The organism is Salinicoccus cyprini, from assembly GCF_007713705.1.
Lineage (GTDB): Bacteria > Bacillota > Bacilli > Staphylococcales > Salinicoccaceae > Salinicoccus > Salinicoccus cyprini.
The window spans coordinates 212696-227378 of the sequence record NZ_VMSJ01000002.1 but is presented as its reverse complement, the minus strand read 5'-3'; the positions used below and the strand labels follow the sequence as shown (position 1 = coordinate 227378).

Genomic DNA, 14683 nt, shown 5'->3' with positions numbered 1-14683 from the left:
CCTCCCGGACCATTCAGATTCTACACACCGCCATACCTCCGTTTTCTCTGACCGTACGCTTCCAGCGCATCGATAAAGTCCTGTCCTGTGAAATCCGGCCACAGAATATCGCTGAACCAGAATTCCGTGTAGGCGAGCTGCCAGAGCAGGAAGTTGCTCAGCCGCTTCTCACCTCCTGTACGGATGAGTAGATCAGGTTCTGTCGTATCTGCTGTATACAGATACTTCGAAAACTGCTCCTCATCCAGTTCCTCCAAGGACAACCTTGCCGTATTCAGATCAGCAAAGACCGCCTCCATGGCGCTCAGCATCTCCTGCCTGCTGCCATAGTTGAGTGCAAAGTTCAGCTGCAGCCCGTCGTTATGACGGGTGCGGTCGATTGCATATTGGATGGCTCTACGGGTCGCAACCGGCAGTTTGCTCATATCACCGATCGCCTCGATGCGTACATTATTCGCCATAAGCTCAGGCAAATGCACACCGAGAAATTCCTTAGGCAGTTTTAGAATGAATTCAACCTCGGTCTTTGGCCGCTTCCAGTTCTCCGTGGAAAACGTATAGAGCGTGAGTGCATCGACACCATAGTCGACTGCCGTCTTGACCACTTTGACGACAGTTGCGACACCCTCCTTATGACCTGCAAATCTCGGCATACCATGCGCCTTCGCCCAGCGCCCGTTCCCATCCATGATAATTGCGACATGCTTTGGCACATTTGTTTCAGGTCCACCGATTGATGCTGTAGATTCATCATTATATAAAGGATCTCTCATCGACATACATTTACCTCCATTCTGTTTAAAAGACCTGCTTTACACTTCAGGATATTTCAAATTCCTTTGAAGTGCGGCTGAAAAAATGAAAACCATAGCCGAACCGGCGATGATGAACGCACCGATCAAGATGGCTGGTGCATCATCTACTGCCATGAGACGGTACAGGAAAGGCAGTTCCAGAACATACACAATACCGATGGCAACCGCACAGTATTTGATCTTTCCCACTGCTTTTATCGCTTTTTCCGAAGATGCTTCGTCTCTGCTCATATAGCCAAGGAATTTCAAAGCCTGGTACAGCGCAAAGAAGAACGGAATCATCCCCATATACATGCCAGTCAGTACTGGATACTGTAGTTGCGCAAGCTCAGGGGAAGACCAGTAGGGAGAATCGGGATTGAACCGGGATAGACCATAGACGCATATCGCAAGAAGCGGAATGGCGATAATCAGAATCATGACTTTCAGTAGGCCGGGATTCAATTTCGACAGCATCATATCCAATCTCATAAGATCACCTCTTCTTTATCATAAGCCTATAATAGCATATATTTATTGATAATCAATAAATATATATTGAAAAGAAATACTTTTTTGCTGTATAGTATTACATCAGATCTCTTCACAAAATAGAACCACCCTCCATTAAATGTGGAGGGTGGTTCTATCGATGGTTCAATTATCCGTATTCCTTCTGGTGCGCTTTCTTCAGCTTAAGGTAGTCTTCGTCTTCCCGTACTGTTTTCCACTTCTCTTCGAAAATGGAAGCCGACTCCGCCTTTTCCGAATCAATATCCCGCTCGTTCACTTCACCGTTCTTGTCGTACTTCCTGCCGCCCTTATAGTTTGCGTAGCGGCGGGATCTCGTATATCCCATCTGCAGAAACTTTCTTGCCATATCCATTCCGACAAAATCGTCCTTTTCCTTATAATCCAAATACATCTGATATATCTTATCGGACGACTCCTTTGCGATATCAGGTGTCTTGAACCGCCAGTGCGGGAGAATTTCACTTTTATAGGGCTCCACCATCAGCACACCCTGCTCCCCTCTCCCCACTCTGTAGAGCTCAGGCTGCTCACGAAAGTTGATGTTGTCGAAATCCAGGTCATAGTCAAAAGCCATTCCTATCCGCCTCACTTATCTCTGTCTTTCCAACTCTGTACCCTTTATTCATACGTTCGAAAAGCACTATCATAATCAGACCCGTCCACGATTACTCTGAAGGCCGGGTCACTCTTTCTCCTATAATAGCCATCGCTTTTCGCGTCATGAATCGGCTCGCCTGGGCAACCCAGTAGTTATTGGCACCATCTACGATATAACTCCTATTTTTTTCGATACCTTTAAAACCCGTCTTAACGACAGACTCCGGTGTGCCTTTGATTCCCCCCGGCATGTCTGTTGTGCCCATCACATCAAAGAATGATGTCTTTGTCGTTCCCGGACAAAGTGCCAGAACTCTTACCCCAAGATGCCGATTCTCTGCATATAGAGCCTCGGAGAAGGATAGAACAAACGCTTTCGTGGCTGCATATGTCGCCATATAGGCAAGCGGCTGAAACGAAGCGACGGAAGCTAAATTCACAATGATCCCCTCTCTCTGTTGCTGCATGTACGGCAAAAACTGGTGTGTCAGTCCTACGAGGGTAGATATGTTGAGTCGGATCATTTCCTGCTCCCGATCAATCGAAATCGTTTCAAAACGACCATGGGTACCGAAACCTGCATTATTGATCAAGATATCTACGTCCAGACCAAGCTTCTTGATACGTTCTGCCAACTCAGCTACTGAACCCGCTTCGGATAAATCCATCGGAATGACATACGTATCTACTTTATGCTTGAATGCTAGTTCGTCTGCCAATGCATTAAGTTTCTCATCAGAGCGTGCAACCAGAATGACATGGCTTCCTCTGGAAGCGAGCTCTTTCGCATACGCCTTGCCAATGCCTCCTGAAGCCCCTGTAACAAGCGCTGTCTTGCCTTTATAGTTCACCATCTTCATAACCTCCACTTTACTTGTATAATAAATGGGCTCCTAAACCTTTTAGAAACCTCTGTCTACATTTGCCTTCGTAACTTCCTGCAGGTAGATTTACTTCAATTATACCTATATGTAACTTTCCCTAATATATCAAATATAGTATGTTCTATTTACTATTAAGCTTAAGGATTTGTTCAAATAAAATAAAAAAGCACTTCCCATTGATGGGAAGTGCTTTAAAACGATAATATTTCGATTAACGTTTTGAGAACTGTGGAGAACGACGGGCTTTCTTGAGTCCGTATTTCTTACGTTCTTTCATACGTGGGTCACGTGTAAGGAGTCCTGCTCTCTTAAGCACGCCACGGTTTTCCGGATCTGCTTCAAGAAGTGCTCTTGCAATACCATGACGGATTGCTTGTGCTTGTCCTGTGAAGCCACCACCATTAACGTTTACCAGTACATCATAGTTACCTTCAGTTTCTGTAACTGAGAATGGCTGATTCAAGTCAAGGATAAGACTTTCGAATGGAAGGTATTCTCTCATGTCACGTCCGTTCACTGTAACGTTACCTTCACCTGGTACGAGACGTACTCTTGCTACTGCATTTTTACGACGACCTGTTCCTCTGTATTCTACTTTAGCCAATGAATTAACCTCCTATTCTTAACCGCGAAGTTCGTAGTTTTCTGGTTTTTGTGCTTCATGTGGATGCTCGCTTGCAGCATATACATGAAGTTTCTTGCCTTGTGCGCGTCCAAGTCTGTTTTTCGGCAGCATGCCTTTGATGGAGTTTTCCAGCAGGCGTACAGGGTTCTTTTCTCTCAGTTCACCAGCAGAGATGGATCTGATTCCACCTGGATGCCCAGTGTGTCTGTAGTAGATCTTGTCCTGTGCTTTGTTACCAGTCATTTCGATCTTTCCAGCATTGATGATGATGACGTTGTCACCTGTATCAACGTGTGGCGTGTATGTCGGCTTGTTCTTACCGCGCAGTATGGATGCAACTTCAGAAGATAGACGACCAAGTGTCTGTCCTTCTGCATCGATAACATACCATTTACGTTCAATATTGGCTTCGTTGGCCATGAATGTTTGACGCATTTCCAGTCCTCCTAAATATATGAGTGGTTCTCTCGTTTATGCTCCCTAAAATAAAAAAAGCTTCGTTTGCTTTATATCTTGTTCACAATAAGTTTCCGGGGCTCATCGTGGGTGATATAAAATTATACCGTTATCTATGATAACCTTAATAGGGTATTTTGTCAATGTTTCAGCGGTTTCTTTTTAATTTTTCCAGTGCCGCTTCGCGTTCTTCATCGTTGAGGAATACGCGTTCGAGGTAGAGGCCTTCGGGTGGGGCTGTTTTCGGCACCATTGTCCGGTCTTTGGCTGCAATCACCTCGGGTGTTCTTGCCCCGTCCCAGCGGCCCTGTCCGACTTCAAGCACATAGGCGACCAGAATGCGCACCATGTTGTACAGGAACCCGGAGCCGATGATCAGGAAGTCATAGCCGTTATCGGTTCTAATGAGATCGAACCGGTAGATGTGGCGCACTTTATTTTCAATCGGTGACTTGGCGCTCGTGAAGCTGGTGAAGTCATGTGTACCGACGAAGTGCTGCATGGCCGCGCGCATCTTCGTTTCATCCAGTTCATAAGTGTAGTGGACCTTGAGCCCCTTCTCGAAAGGATTGCGCACATCCCCCTGATAGATGCGGTAGCGGTATGCCTTCCCCTTCGAGTGATGACGGATATGGTAGTCCGGGCTGATGGTCGTCACTTCGTGGATGGCGATGTCATCCGGCATGGCGATGTTCAGTGCGTGCTGCCATCTGGATACAGGAATATCCAGTCCGGAATCGAAATGGAAATACTGCTCGATCGCATGCACACCGCTATCCGTCCGGCCGGCTGGATGTATCCTGACCGGGGTCTTATGCATGCGATTGAGGATCTTTTCGATCTCCCCCTGCACAGTACGTCCTTTCATCTGATACTGGAAGCCGTTGAATCCGGCTCCGTTATAGCTTATTTTTACCAGGTAGCGCATATCTGTACTCCTTACTGTCTGATCACCCATAGGATGATGCCGAATATGATCATCAGGATCAGGACCATTGTATCCTTGAACTCCCAGTTCAATACGCGATAGTGTGTCCGTCCTTCTTCTCCTTGGTATCCTCTGACTTCCATTGCGATCGCCAGCTCCTCAGCTCTTTTGAAGGAGGAGATGAACAACGGGATGAATATCGGTGTCAGTGCCTGCAGTCTCGACGTGAGGCTGCCTGCCATGAATGTGGATCCGCGAGCGCTCTGCGCCTTGATGATCTTCTCCGTCTCATCCATCAGTGTAGGAATGAAACGCAGGCTGATGGACATCATCAGGGCAATTTCATGCACAGGCACCCGGATGGCCTTCAGCGGCCTGCAGATACGTTCTATGGCGTCTGTCAGCTGCAGTGGACTCGTTGTCAGAGTCATGATGGTCGTGATCAGCACAAGCATCGCAAGACGTATTGTGATGTATATGCCGGTGATGACACCTTCCGATTCGATGGTGAAGAAACCTCCGTCTATAAGTACCGTGCCACCTTTGGTCAGGAAGAGATGCATGAAGAAGGTGAACAGCAGGAGGATCAGTATCAGCTTCAGTCCATTGAAAAGGAATCTGGGTGACAGGTCTGCCATCTTCGTCAGAGTGAGGATGAACAGGATCAGCAGTCCATACCCTGTCCAGTGGTTGGCAAAGAACACGATGACCATGAAGAGGACGACCGCAATGATTTTCGCACGAGGATCAAGCCGATGAATGATGCTGGAGCCTGGAATGTATCTGCCGAGCAGCATTTTACTGAGCATGATTCGTCCTCCACTCTTCATAGAGTCGAGCAAATGCTTCAACGTTCTTCGGCATCTGCTCAAACGTGATGCCTTTTCTCTCCAGATCATGCACCAGCCTGACGATATCGGGCGGTTCAAGAGAATATCTTTCGAGCAGCACTTCATCAGTAAGCAGATCATCGGTTCTGCCTTCTTTGACAAGATGGCCTTCACTTAATATTTTCACCTGGTCCGTATACTGGAACACATCATTCATATCATGAGTGACAAGAATGACAGTGATGCCCATATCCTGATGGATGTTCTGGAACAGTTCCATGGTTTCTATATGACTCTCAGGGTCGAGGCCTGCAGTCGGCTCATCCAGGATAAGTACTTCCGGCTCCATCGCAAGAATCCCTGCAATGGCCACCTTCCGCATCTGTCCTCCGGAAAGGTCGAATGGAGAAGTGTCGAACAGAGAGGCATCGATATTGAGCAGATGCAGATAATGCCTCGCCTTCTCCTCGGCAGTCCTCTGGTCCATGCCCATATTCTTCGGCCCGAACATGACATCCTTCAGTACTGTCTCCTCGAACAACTGGTGTTCCGGAAACTGGAACACCATGCCCACATGCTTTTTTACCTGGTGGATATTCCTCTGTCTGGACTTCCTCCTGAGCACAATGTTCCCTGCATGCACTTCTCCGAGGCTCGGAAGAAGCAGACCATTCAAAGTCTGGATCATCGTCGATTTGCCACTGCCTGTATGGCCGACAATGCCGTAGTATAATCCTTCTTCGAATGTTGTGGTGATATTGTTCAGAGCAAGATGCTCAAATGGTGTGTTCTCGTGATAGATGCTCGTCAGATTTTTAAAAGTGATATTCATAGGCGTCTCACCAGCTCATCATACGACATATATGCTCCATCCAGCAGTCTTTTCGACAGCTTGATGTGAAAAGGCAGGACAAGCCGGCTCGCTATCAGTGCATCGGTATCCTGATAGATCTCCTCAACCGTACCCTCGCTGATGATTCGGCCTTCCCGCATGATGACCGCATGATCACTCTGCTCGATCTCTGTCAGATCGTGCGTAATAAAGATCAGCGTTGTCCGGCCTTCATGATGGATTTTCTGCAGGATATCAAGCACTTCGCGCCGGCCTTCCGGATCAATCATGGATGTTGCTTCATCCAGAATCAGAACATCCGGGGCCATTGCCAGTGCACTGGCGATGGCGACCCGCTGCTTCTGCCCCCCGGAGAGCCTTGATGGCTCATGATCCCTGTAGGAAAGCATATTGACTGCCTGGAGCGCTGCCTCTGTCCTTCTGACCATCTCTTCTCTTGGTACACCATTATTTTCAAGGCCGAATGCCACGTCATCTTCAACGGTCGCACCGACAAACTGGTTGTCCGGATTCTGAAAGACGATGGCAAACCGTTTTCTCAGTTCAGCACGGTTTTCATCGTCCAGCACTGTGCCCTCCACTCGGATGACGCCTTCATAGTCTTCAAGTATGCCCATCAGAATCTTCACCAGTGTGCTTTTGCCTGAACCGTTATGGCCGATTATGGAAACCCAGTCTCCTTGATGGATGGATAGGGAGATATGATCCAATGCCCTATGTTCACCTGATCTATAGCTATAGGTCAAACTTTCAAATTCAATCATATCTCCACCGCCATTTTTATGTAATAAAAAAGCGCGTACCCTGCATTTGGGAGTCGCGCGTCTATTCTGTATAGCCTGCAGGGTACGTTGAGCTAGACAATATGGCCCTATGGGGCCATATTATCGTAACACTCATTCTGCTTTTATATGATTACGCTTCTTCAGTCGCTGCTGCGCCCTGAACGAACTCGATTACTACGAGTTCTGCGCCGTCGCCACGACGTTCACCAAGTTTCTTGATGCTAGTGTAGCCACCTTGACGATCTTCAAAACGTGGTGCGATATCTTCAAAAAGCTTTTGAAGTGCGTACTGAGTTGTACCGTCTTCATTTGCGATTTCAACATTACGTACAGTCTGACCCGCACGGCGTCTCGCTGAAAGATCTCCACGCTTGCCGAGAGTAACCAGCTTGTCTACGACTCTGCGCAGTTCCTTCGCTCTCTGTTCAGTTGTTGTAATGCGTTCGCTTACGATAAGGGATGTTGCCAGATCACGAAGCATTGCTTTTCTTTGGTCGGATGTACGTCCTAGTTTTCTGTAGCCCATTTCAATTTACCTCCTTTATCAGTCTTCTTTACGGAGCCCCAGACCGAGGTCCTCGAGTTTGAATTTGACTTCTTCAAGAGACTTGCGTCCCAGATTTCTTACTTTCATCATATCTGCTTCACTCTTATCAGTGAGTTCCTGTACAGAATTGATTCCTGCACGCTTCAAGCAGTTGTAGGAACGTACTGACAGATCGAGTTCTTCAATGGACATTTCAAGAACTTTCTCTTTCTGGTCCTCTTCCTTCTCGATCATGATTTCGGCATTTTGTGCCTCATCAGTGAGTCCAACAAATATATTCAGGTGTTCTGTCATGATTTTGGCAGCAAGAGATACACCTTCCTGCGGTGTAATAGAACCATCAGTCCAGACATCCAGAGTAAGCTTGTCGAAGTTTGTCATCTGACCTACACGCGTATTTTCAACCGTGTAGTTTACACGTTCGATCGGCGTATAGATGGAGTCCACCGGAATGACACCGATTGACATTTCGCTTTTGTTATTCCCATCAGCAAGAGTGTAGCCTCTGCCGCGATCTGCGATCATTCGTACTTTGAACTGTCCACCGTTGGATATTGTTGCGATCTTCAGGTCACGGTTCAAGATTTCGACGTCACTATCATGGGTAATATCTCCAGCTGTAACGACACCTTCTCCGTTAAAGTCGATTTCCAGAACTTTTTCTTCGTCGGAATAGACTTTAAGTGCCAGCTTCTTGATGTTGGTGACGATTGTTGTAACATCTTCCACAACGTTTTCAATTGTAGAAAATTCATGCAGTACATTTTCTATTTCTATCGTTTTGACTGCCGCACCAGGTAATGATGATAAAAGAATGCGACGTAAGGAGTTCCCAAGTGTTGTTCCATATCCTCTTTCAAGAGGTTCAACAACAAACTTACCAAACTTAGAATCTTCCGATACTTCGACTGTTTCAATTCTAGGTTTTTCGATTTCTATCATTTGTCTACTTATCCTCCCTTTAAACGTCGGAAATATTATGCAGCCATGTGTTTTACATTACACTCGGAATTGTCCTGTGACCAGTAATTATACACGGCGACGTTTAGGTGGACGGCAGCCATTGTGTGGTACAGGAGTGACATCTTTGATTGCTGTGATTTCAAGACCTGCAGATTGAAGTGCGCGGATCGCTGATTCACGACCTGCACCAGGGCCTTTTACTGTAACTTCAACAGATTTGAGTCCATGTTCCATAGCTGCTTTTGAAGCAGTCTCAGAAGCCATCTGTGCAGCGAATGGAGTTGATTTCTTAGAACCTCTGAAACCAAGTGCACCTGCTGATGACCATGACAGCGCGTTACCAAAATCGTCAGTGATTGTGACAATTGTATTATTGAAAGTTGAACGGATATGAGCAATTCCAGTTTCAATATTCTTTTTCACTTTACGTTTACGTGTTTGTTGTCTACGAGCCATATTTTCTCCTCCTTTTCCCTAATTATTTCTTCTTGTTCGCTACTGTTTTAACTGGACCTTTACGTGTGCGGGCATTGTTCTTTGTATGCTGTCCACGCACTGGCAGTCCACGGCGGTGACGGATACCTCTGTAAGATGCGATTTCCATCAAACGTTTGATGTTGAGGTTCTGTTCACGACGAAGGTCACCTTCGATTTTATAAGTGTCAACGACTTCACGAATAGTGTTGAGTTCGTCTTCAGTAAGATCTCTCACACGTGTACTTTCGGATACATTAGCTTTTTCAAGAATTTCTTTCGCTCTTGTGTTACCGATACCGTAAATATAAGTGAGGGAGATTACAACACGTTTTTCACGTGGTACGTCTACTCCTGCAATACGAGCCATATGTTACACCTCCGATATTATAATATTAACCTTGCTTCTGTTTATGCTTAGGGTTCTCACAGATTACCATAACTTTGCCTTTTCTGCGGATGACTTTGCATTTTTCACAGATAGGTTTGACTGATGGTCTTACTTTCATGTGTTTTACCTCCTTAGAATGTGGAGTCCATTATTTAAAACGATAAGTGATTCTGCCACGTGTAAGATCATAAGGTGACATTTCAACTGTTACTTTATCGCCAGGAAGAATACGTATATAGTTCATACGGATTTTACCTGAAACATGAGCGAGAATCTCATGTCCATTTTCAAGTTCCACTTTGAACATGGCATTCGGCAAAGTATCCAATACAGTGCCTTCCAACTCGATAACATCTTGTTTACTCATTTCAAATTCCCCCTTTACAGCTTTCTAATCTCTATTAGAAATTCACTTCAGGTGAAGATTGGACTACACTTAACGTCAAAATATGAACTTGGATATTTTTCGTTATGATACAAGTAACATTCACCTAGAAGTGTCTGAAAAGGTGAATATCCTTATATACTTTGCAGAATCGCATCGACATCATCGAATACTTCATCAATGTCACGAGAACCATCCACTTTGACAAGCACGCCCTGGTCTTCGTAGAAGTCGAGCATAGGTGCCGTCTGCTGGATGTTCACTTCCAGACGATTTGCAACTGTTTCAGGGTTGTCATCTTCTCTCTGATACAATTTGCCGCCATCCAGGTCACAAACGCCTTCCTGCTTTGGCGGATTGAAAACGAGATGGTAGGTCTTGCCGCAGACTTCACAGATGCGTCTGCCGGTCAACCGGTTCATCAGCTCTTCTTCAGCCACTTCAACGTAGATTGTTCTATCAATCTTCGTTCCAAGTTCCTGCATGATGCTGTTCAATGCTTCAGCCTGTTCCACTGTACGTGGAAAGCCGTCCAGCAGGAAGCCGTCTTTGGCATCACTCTGGCTCAGACGCTCTTTGACAATACCGATCGTCACTTCATCCGGAACAAGTTCGCCTCTGTCCATGAAGGACTTGGCTTCCTTGCCGAGTTCTGTACCGTTCTTGATTGCAAGGCGGAACATATCCCCTGTTGATATATGAGGGATCGGGTATTTCTTTATAATCTTGGACGCCTGAGTTCCTTTGCCGGCACCAGGGAGTCCCATCAATATAATATTCATACGCTTTTCCTCCTACCTACGCTTTCTGAAACCGCGGTATTCCTTTTGGTTTGCTTGAGCTTCCAGCTGCTTCATGGTCTCAAGAGCGACACCAATAACAATCAGAAGACTCGTACCTCCAATTTGAATCGCCTGGGGCAGATCCATGAACTTGGTGATGAGCAGTGGCAGTATTGATATGCCGGCCAGGAAAAGTGAACCAACAAACACGAGTCTGTACAGAACAGAAGTGATGTAGTCCTGGGTGTTTTTACCCGGGCGGATGCCAGGTACATAACTTCCCTGTTTCTTGAGGTTATCTGCCATTTTTTCCGGATTGACCTGAACAAACGAATAGAAGTACGTGAATGCAATGATCAGAGCGACATAGAAGATCATGCCTACCCAATCTGATGGATCAGCGAATCTTGCAACTGTCTGAGCCCAGTTGGCATCAGGGAAGAATAGTGTCAATGTCTGCGGCAGCATGAAAAATGCCATCGCAAAGATGACCGGTATTACCCCAGCCGGATTGACTTTAAGCGGCAAGAATGTTGATTGTGGTGCCAGTTGTGATGATGTTCTTTGGCGTTTGGCATACTGCACCGGTATTTTACGGACAGCCTGCAGAATGAAGACTGCAAATGCCGTGATCAGTATCAGCATGATAAACAGACCCACCATTCTGAGTATTGCCATCGTCATATCATCAGCACCGACAAAGTTCTGTTGGTACAACTGGACGATTGCATTTGGAAGCACACCAAGTATACCTGCAAAGATAATGATCGAGATGCCGTTTCCGACACCGTGGGTCGTTATCTGTTCACCAAGCCACATGAGGAAGGCTGTTCCTGTAGTAAGCACAAGTGCAATGAGCAGGTAGGAACCGACGTTGGTGCTGTCCAGCAGCATACCGCCGAACATCCTGTTGAAGGCAAAGGACATTCCAAGCGATTGTATAAACGCAAGTATGATGGTGAAATAGCGCGTAAACTGACTGAGTTTACGTCTGCCGACCTCACCCTGCTTGGCCCATTCAGCAAATTTAGGTACAACGTCCATCTGAAGGAGCTGTACGACGATTGATGCTGTAATGTAGGGCATGATGCCCATGGCCAGGATGGAGAAGTTCATCAGTGCGCCACCACCGAAGGTGTTCATTAGATCAAGCACGCCCTGTTGACCTGCTCCCATATCGAACACACTCGGATCCACTCCCGGAACCGGGATATATGTGCCGATCTTGAAAATCACGAGCATTGCCAAAGTAAATAGAATTTTACTTCTGATTTCTTTAATCTTAAAGAAATTGGATAACGTGCCGATCATTAGATCACCTCGTAGCTTCCGCCCTGTTCCTCAATTGCTTTGACAGCTGAACTTGAAAACTTATGAGCTTTTATTGTTAATTTCTTCTCAAGAGTACCATTGCCTAATACTTTGATACCAGATTTTTCATTCTTAACAATACCATTTTCTTTCAGCATTTCAGGTGTAACTTCAGTACCTTCTTCGAAACGATTCAGATCGCTCAGGTTAAGCACTGCATATTCTTTACGGTTAATGTTCGTAAATCCACGCTTTGGAATACGACGGAATAGTGGGAGCTGTCCACCTTCGAATGTTGGTCTAACTCCACCACCGGAACGTGAATTCTGACCATTATGACCGCGTGCAGAAGTCTTACCATTACCAGAAGACATACCACGACCTACACGATTACGGCTTTTGCGAGCACCTTCTACTGGTTTCATCTCATGTAATTTCATCTTCGCACCTCCTATATCATAATATCATTATTTTTCTTCAACTGAAACTAAGTGGCTGACTTTGGCAACCTGACCTCTGAGCTGAGGTGTATCTTCAAGCTCAACACTATGGTGAAGCTTTCTCAGGCCTAGAGAAGCAACTGTTCTTCTTTGAGTTTCAGGCTTCCCGATCAAACTTTTTACGAGGGTTATTTTAATTTTAGCCATGTCTGTAAATCCCTCCTTAATTTTGTAGCTCTTCTACTGATTTGCCACGCAATTTAGCGACATCTTCTGCGCTCTTGAGCTCAGTAAGACCTGTCATTGTTGCACGTACCACGTTGATAGGTGTGTTTGCACCGAGTGACTTGCTCAGGATGTCGGAAACACCAGCAAGCTCCAATACGGCACGAACCGGCCCACCAGCGATAACTCCTGTACCAGGTGCTGCTGGCTTCATGAATACTTTACCGGAACTGAAACGTCCGATGATTTCATGTGGAATGGTACCTTCTACCAATGGTACTTCGATAAGATCCTTCTTGGCAGCTTCGATAGCTTTTCTGATTGCTTCAGGCACCTCTTGGGCTTTACCTGTACCAAAGCCGACACGTCCTTTTTTGTCTCCTACTACAACAAGTGCAGAGAAACGGAAACGACGTCCACCTTTTACAACTTTAGCGATACGGTTGATTGTAACAACGCGCTCTTCGAATTCCTGTACTTTCTCTTCTCTACGAGCCATAAATGTTATTCCCTCCTTCGATTAGAATTGCAGACCGTTTTCGCGGGCAGCCTCTGCGAGTGCTTTCACGCGTCCGTGGTATAGATATCCACCGCGGTCGAATACTACGCTTTCAATACCTTTGTCTTTAGCACGTTTTGCGATCAGTGTGCCTACTTCAGCAGCTGCGTCTACGTTTGATCCGATATTGCTGTTGAAATCGGAATCTTGTGTAGAAGCACTTGCCAGTGTCACTTTTTGGCTGTCATCAATCAACTGAGCATAGATATGCTTGTTAGAGCGATAGACATTAAGACGTGGTCTTTCTGAAGTGCCAGAAAGTTTGCTGCGTACACGCTGATGTCTTTTTTGACGCACTTTATTTTTATCAATCTTAGCGATCATTGATGTTCACTCCTCACTTTATAGATTATTTACCAGTTTTTCCTTCTTTACGGCGTATAAGTTCGCCTTTGTAGCGGATCCCTTTTCCTTTGTAAGGTTCAGGTGGACGTACGGCACGGATTTTGGAAGCAAGAGCGCCAACGCTTTCTTTGTTGATGCCTTCAACCTTGACGTTCGTATTGCCATCCACTGAAATGGAAAGATCCTCGGAAGGTTCGAATTCAACCGGGTGAGAAAGCCCAACACTGAGTACCAGTTTGCTGCCTTGCATCTGCGCACGGTAACCGACACCGACAAGCTCAAGTTCTTTGGAGAATCCTTGTGATACTCCAACGACCATGTTGTTGATCAGGGCACGCGTTGTACCATGATTTGTACGGTGTTCTTTGGAATCACTTGGTCTTACGACCTGTAGTGTATTGTCTTCCATTTCATAAGTCATTTCTTCGTTAAATGTGTTAACAAGTTCACCTTTGGGACCTTTAACAGTAACAGTAGATCCATTGATGTCAACTGTAACATCACTTGGTATTTCAATAATACGTTTACCTACACGGCTCATTTATTTGCACCTCCTGTTAATTGATTACCAAACGTATGCGAGAACTTCCCCGCCGATATTTCTTTTGCGTGCTTCTTTATCTGTAAGCACACCTTCGGATGTTGAGATCAGTGCAACGCCAAGACCATTAAGGACTTTTGGAAGCTCTTCTCTTTGAGCGTATACTCTAAGACCAGGCTTTGAGATACGTTTCAATCCAGTGATAACTCTTTCGTTCTTGCTACCATATTTGAGGAATACACGGATGACTCCTTGCTTGTCGTCTTCGATATATTCTACGTTTTTGATAAAACCTTCTGATTTAAGAATCTCTGCAATTTCCTTTTTGATATTGGATGCAGGGATTTCAAGTGTTTCATGTCTCACGATATTCGCATTTCTGATGCGAGTCAGCATATCTGCAATTGGATCTGAGATTGTCATTACTAATTGCC

The 14683-nt window shown here is 45.7% G+C and carries 24 protein-coding genes; all 24 read right to left on the bottom strand.

The window, feature by feature from the left end; all coding sequences use genetic code 11:
• Positions 1-20 precede the first annotated feature (20 nt).
• Positions 21-779, bottom strand: coding sequence for an undecaprenyl pyrophosphate synthase (locus tag FO441_RS07445; RefSeq protein WP_145288049.1), 759 nt, complete (start codon positions 777-779; stop codon positions 21-23).
• 33 nt (positions 780-812) lie between these two features.
• Entirely contained in the window at positions 813-1286 is a 474-nt protein-coding gene (locus FO441_RS07440; RefSeq protein WP_246095064.1) for a DUF2975 domain-containing protein, read from the bottom strand.
• 169 nt (positions 1287-1455) lie between these two features.
• A complete protein-coding gene (locus FO441_RS07435) occupies positions 1456-1902 on the bottom strand; it encodes a DUF4385 domain-containing protein (RefSeq protein ID WP_145288046.1) in 447 nt (148 codons plus the stop codon).
• A 91-nt stretch (positions 1903-1993) separates the two neighbouring features.
• The gene (locus tag FO441_RS07430) at positions 1994-2779 is read right to left on the bottom strand and encodes an SDR family NAD(P)-dependent oxidoreductase (protein WP_145288043.1); all 786 of its coding nucleotides are present in this window, start codon (positions 2777-2779) and stop codon (positions 1994-1996) included.
• 241 nt (positions 2780-3020) lie between these two features.
• Positions 3021-3413, bottom strand: a complete 393-nt coding sequence (rpsI, locus tag FO441_RS07425; RefSeq protein WP_145288040.1) for a 30S ribosomal protein S9 — start codon at positions 3411-3413, stop codon at positions 3021-3023.
• An 18-nt stretch (positions 3414-3431) separates the two neighbouring features.
• Positions 3432-3869 (bottom strand): 50S ribosomal protein L13, encoded by a 438-nt coding sequence (rplM, locus tag FO441_RS07420; protein WP_145288037.1) that lies wholly within the window; start codon positions 3867-3869, stop codon positions 3432-3434.
• 169 nt (positions 3870-4038) lie between these two features.
• A complete protein-coding gene (truA, locus tag FO441_RS07415) occupies positions 4039-4818 on the bottom strand; it encodes a tRNA pseudouridine(38-40) synthase TruA (RefSeq protein ID WP_145288034.1) in 780 nt (259 codons plus the stop codon).
• A gap of 11 nt (positions 4819-4829) precedes the next feature.
• Positions 4830-5627, bottom strand: coding sequence for an energy-coupling factor transporter transmembrane component T family protein (locus FO441_RS07410; RefSeq protein ID WP_145288031.1), 798 nt, complete (start codon positions 5625-5627; stop codon positions 4830-4832).
• On the bottom strand, positions 5617-6480 hold the full coding sequence (locus FO441_RS07405; protein ID WP_145288028.1) for an energy-coupling factor transporter ATPase: 864 nt from the start codon (positions 6478-6480) through the stop codon (positions 5617-5619). The genes FO441_RS07410 and FO441_RS07405 overlap by 11 nt, the downstream gene beginning before the upstream one ends.
• Complete coding sequence (locus FO441_RS07400) at positions 6477-7265, bottom strand: energy-coupling factor transporter ATPase (RefSeq protein WP_145288025.1); 789 nt, start codon at positions 7263-7265, stop codon at positions 6477-6479. Before FO441_RS07400 ends, FO441_RS07405 begins: the two co-directional genes overlap by 4 nt.
• Before the next feature lie 151 nt (positions 7266-7416).
• Complete coding sequence (gene rplQ / locus FO441_RS07395; RefSeq protein ID WP_145288022.1) at positions 7417-7812, bottom strand: 50S ribosomal protein L17; 396 nt, start codon at positions 7810-7812, stop codon at positions 7417-7419.
• Between the two features lie 18 nt (positions 7813-7830).
• On the bottom strand, positions 7831-8775 hold the full coding sequence (locus FO441_RS07390) for a DNA-directed RNA polymerase subunit alpha (RefSeq protein ID WP_145288019.1): 945 nt from the start codon (positions 8773-8775) through the stop codon (positions 7831-7833).
• 87 nt (positions 8776-8862) lie between these two features.
• A complete protein-coding gene (gene rpsK / locus FO441_RS07385; protein WP_145288016.1) occupies positions 8863-9252 on the bottom strand; it encodes a 30S ribosomal protein S11 in 390 nt (129 codons plus the stop codon).
• A gap of 22 nt (positions 9253-9274) precedes the next feature.
• On the bottom strand, positions 9275-9640 hold the full coding sequence (rpsM, locus tag FO441_RS07380) for a 30S ribosomal protein S13 (RefSeq protein WP_145288012.1): 366 nt from the start codon (positions 9638-9640) through the stop codon (positions 9275-9277).
• Positions 9641-9665: 25 nt separating this feature from the next.
• Positions 9666-9779 carry a 50S ribosomal protein L36 gene (gene rpmJ / locus FO441_RS07375; protein WP_003156543.1) on the bottom strand — a complete coding sequence of 38 codons (114 nt, stop codon included), beginning with the start codon at positions 9777-9779 and terminating at the stop codon, positions 9666-9668.
• A 30-nt stretch (positions 9780-9809) separates the two neighbouring features.
• The gene (gene infA, locus FO441_RS07370; protein ID WP_017547668.1) at positions 9810-10028 is read right to left on the bottom strand and encodes a translation initiation factor IF-1; all 219 of its coding nucleotides are present in this window, start codon (positions 10026-10028) and stop codon (positions 9810-9812) included.
• A 152-nt stretch (positions 10029-10180) separates the two neighbouring features.
• The gene (locus tag FO441_RS07365; protein WP_145288009.1) at positions 10181-10828 is read right to left on the bottom strand and encodes an adenylate kinase; all 648 of its coding nucleotides are present in this window, start codon (positions 10826-10828) and stop codon (positions 10181-10183) included.
• A 12-nt stretch (positions 10829-10840) separates the two neighbouring features.
• Complete coding sequence (secY, locus tag FO441_RS07360; protein ID WP_145288004.1) at positions 10841-12139, bottom strand: preprotein translocase subunit SecY; 1299 nt, start codon at positions 12137-12139, stop codon at positions 10841-10843.
• A complete protein-coding gene (gene rplO / locus FO441_RS07355; protein ID WP_145288001.1) occupies positions 12139-12579 on the bottom strand; it encodes a 50S ribosomal protein L15 in 441 nt (146 codons plus the stop codon). The genes secY and rplO overlap by 1 nt, the downstream gene beginning before the upstream one ends.
• A gap of 27 nt (positions 12580-12606) precedes the next feature.
• On the bottom strand, positions 12607-12786 hold the full coding sequence (rpmD, locus tag FO441_RS07350) for a 50S ribosomal protein L30 (protein WP_145287999.1): 180 nt from the start codon (positions 12784-12786) through the stop codon (positions 12607-12609).
• A gap of 16 nt (positions 12787-12802) precedes the next feature.
• The gene (gene rpsE, locus FO441_RS07345) at positions 12803-13303 is read right to left on the bottom strand and encodes a 30S ribosomal protein S5 (RefSeq protein ID WP_145287996.1); all 501 of its coding nucleotides are present in this window, start codon (positions 13301-13303) and stop codon (positions 12803-12805) included.
• A 21-nt stretch (positions 13304-13324) separates the two neighbouring features.
• Positions 13325-13687 (bottom strand): 50S ribosomal protein L18, encoded by a 363-nt coding sequence (rplR, locus tag FO441_RS07340; protein WP_145287993.1) that lies wholly within the window; start codon positions 13685-13687, stop codon positions 13325-13327.
• Between the two features lie 25 nt (positions 13688-13712).
• Positions 13713-14249: a 50S ribosomal protein L6 gene (rplF, locus tag FO441_RS07335; RefSeq protein WP_145287990.1), complete on the bottom strand. Its 537-nt coding sequence runs from the start codon at positions 14247-14249 to the stop codon at positions 13713-13715.
• Between the two features lie 24 nt (positions 14250-14273).
• Positions 14274-14672, bottom strand: a complete 399-nt coding sequence (gene rpsH, locus FO441_RS07330) for a 30S ribosomal protein S8 (RefSeq protein ID WP_145287987.1) — start codon at positions 14670-14672, stop codon at positions 14274-14276.
• Between the last annotated feature and the right edge of the window lie 11 nt (positions 14673-14683).

Bases quoted from the DNA above. Each gene is read 5' to 3' on its own strand.
- FO441_RS07445 (WP_145288049.1), bottom strand. From the start codon at position 779: ATGTCGATGAGAGATCCTTTATATAATGATGAATCTACAGCATCAATC.
- FO441_RS07440 (WP_246095064.1), bottom strand. From the start codon at position 1,286: ATGAGATTGGATATGATGCTGTCGAAATTGAATCCCGGCCTACTGAAA.
- FO441_RS07435 (WP_145288046.1), bottom strand. From the start codon at position 1,902: ATGGCTTTTGACTATGACCTGGATTTCGACAACATCAACTTTCGTGAG.
- FO441_RS07430 (WP_145288043.1), bottom strand. From the start codon at position 2,779: ATGGTGAACTATAAAGGCAAGACAGCGCTTGTTACAGGGGCTTCAGGA.
- rplM (WP_145288037.1), bottom strand. From the start codon at position 3,869: ATGCGTCAAACATTCATGGCCAACGAAGCCAATATTGAACGTAAATGG.
- truA (WP_145288034.1), bottom strand. From the start codon at position 4,818: ATGCGCTACCTGGTAAAAATAAGCTATAACGGAGCCGGATTCAACGGC.
- FO441_RS07410 (WP_145288031.1), bottom strand. From the start codon at position 5,627: ATGCTCAGTAAAATGCTGCTCGGCAGATACATTCCAGGCTCCAGCATC.
- FO441_RS07405 (WP_145288028.1), bottom strand. From the start codon at position 6,480: ATGAATATCACTTTTAAAAATCTGACGAGCATCTATCACGAGAACACA.
- FO441_RS07400 (WP_145288025.1), bottom strand. From the start codon at position 7,265: ATGATTGAATTTGAAAGTTTGACCTATAGCTATAGATCAGGTGAACAT.
- rplQ (WP_145288022.1), bottom strand. From the start codon at position 7,812: ATGGGCTACAGAAAACTAGGACGTACATCCGACCAAAGAAAAGCAATG.
- FO441_RS07390 (WP_145288019.1), bottom strand. From the start codon at position 8,775: ATGATAGAAATCGAAAAACCTAGAATTGAAACAGTCGAAGTATCGGAA.
- rpsK (WP_145288016.1), bottom strand. From the start codon at position 9,252: ATGGCTCGTAGACAACAAACACGTAAACGTAAAGTGAAAAAGAATATT.
- rpsM (WP_145288012.1), bottom strand. From the start codon at position 9,640: ATGGCTCGTATTGCAGGAGTAGACGTACCACGTGAAAAACGTGTTGTA.
- rpmJ (WP_003156543.1), bottom strand. From the start codon at position 9,779: ATGAAAGTAAGACCATCAGTCAAACCTATCTGTGAAAAATGCAAAGTC.
- infA (WP_017547668.1), bottom strand. From the start codon at position 10,028: ATGAGTAAACAAGATGTTATCGAGTTGGAAGGCACTGTATTGGATACT.
- FO441_RS07365 (WP_145288009.1), bottom strand. From the start codon at position 10,828: ATGAATATTATATTGATGGGACTCCCTGGTGCCGGCAAAGGAACTCAG.
- secY (WP_145288004.1), bottom strand. From the start codon at position 12,139: ATGATCGGCACGTTATCCAATTTCTTTAAGATTAAAGAAATCAGAAGT.
- rplO (WP_145288001.1), bottom strand. From the start codon at position 12,579: ATGAAATTACATGAGATGAAACCAGTAGAAGGTGCTCGCAAAAGCCGT.
- rpmD (WP_145287999.1), bottom strand. From the start codon at position 12,786: ATGGCTAAAATTAAAATAACCCTCGTAAAAAGTTTGATCGGGAAGCCT.
- rpsE (WP_145287996.1), bottom strand. From the start codon at position 13,303: ATGGCTCGTAGAGAAGAGAAAGTACAGGAATTCGAAGAGCGCGTTGTT.
- rplR (WP_145287993.1), bottom strand. From the start codon at position 13,687: ATGATCGCTAAGATTGATAAAAATAAAGTGCGTCAAAAAAGACATCAG.
- rplF (WP_145287990.1), bottom strand. From the start codon at position 14,249: ATGAGCCGTGTAGGTAAACGTATTATTGAAATACCAAGTGATGTTACA.
- rpsH (WP_145287987.1), bottom strand. From the start codon at position 14,672: ATGACAATCTCAGATCCAATTGCAGATATGCTGACTCGCATCAGAAAT.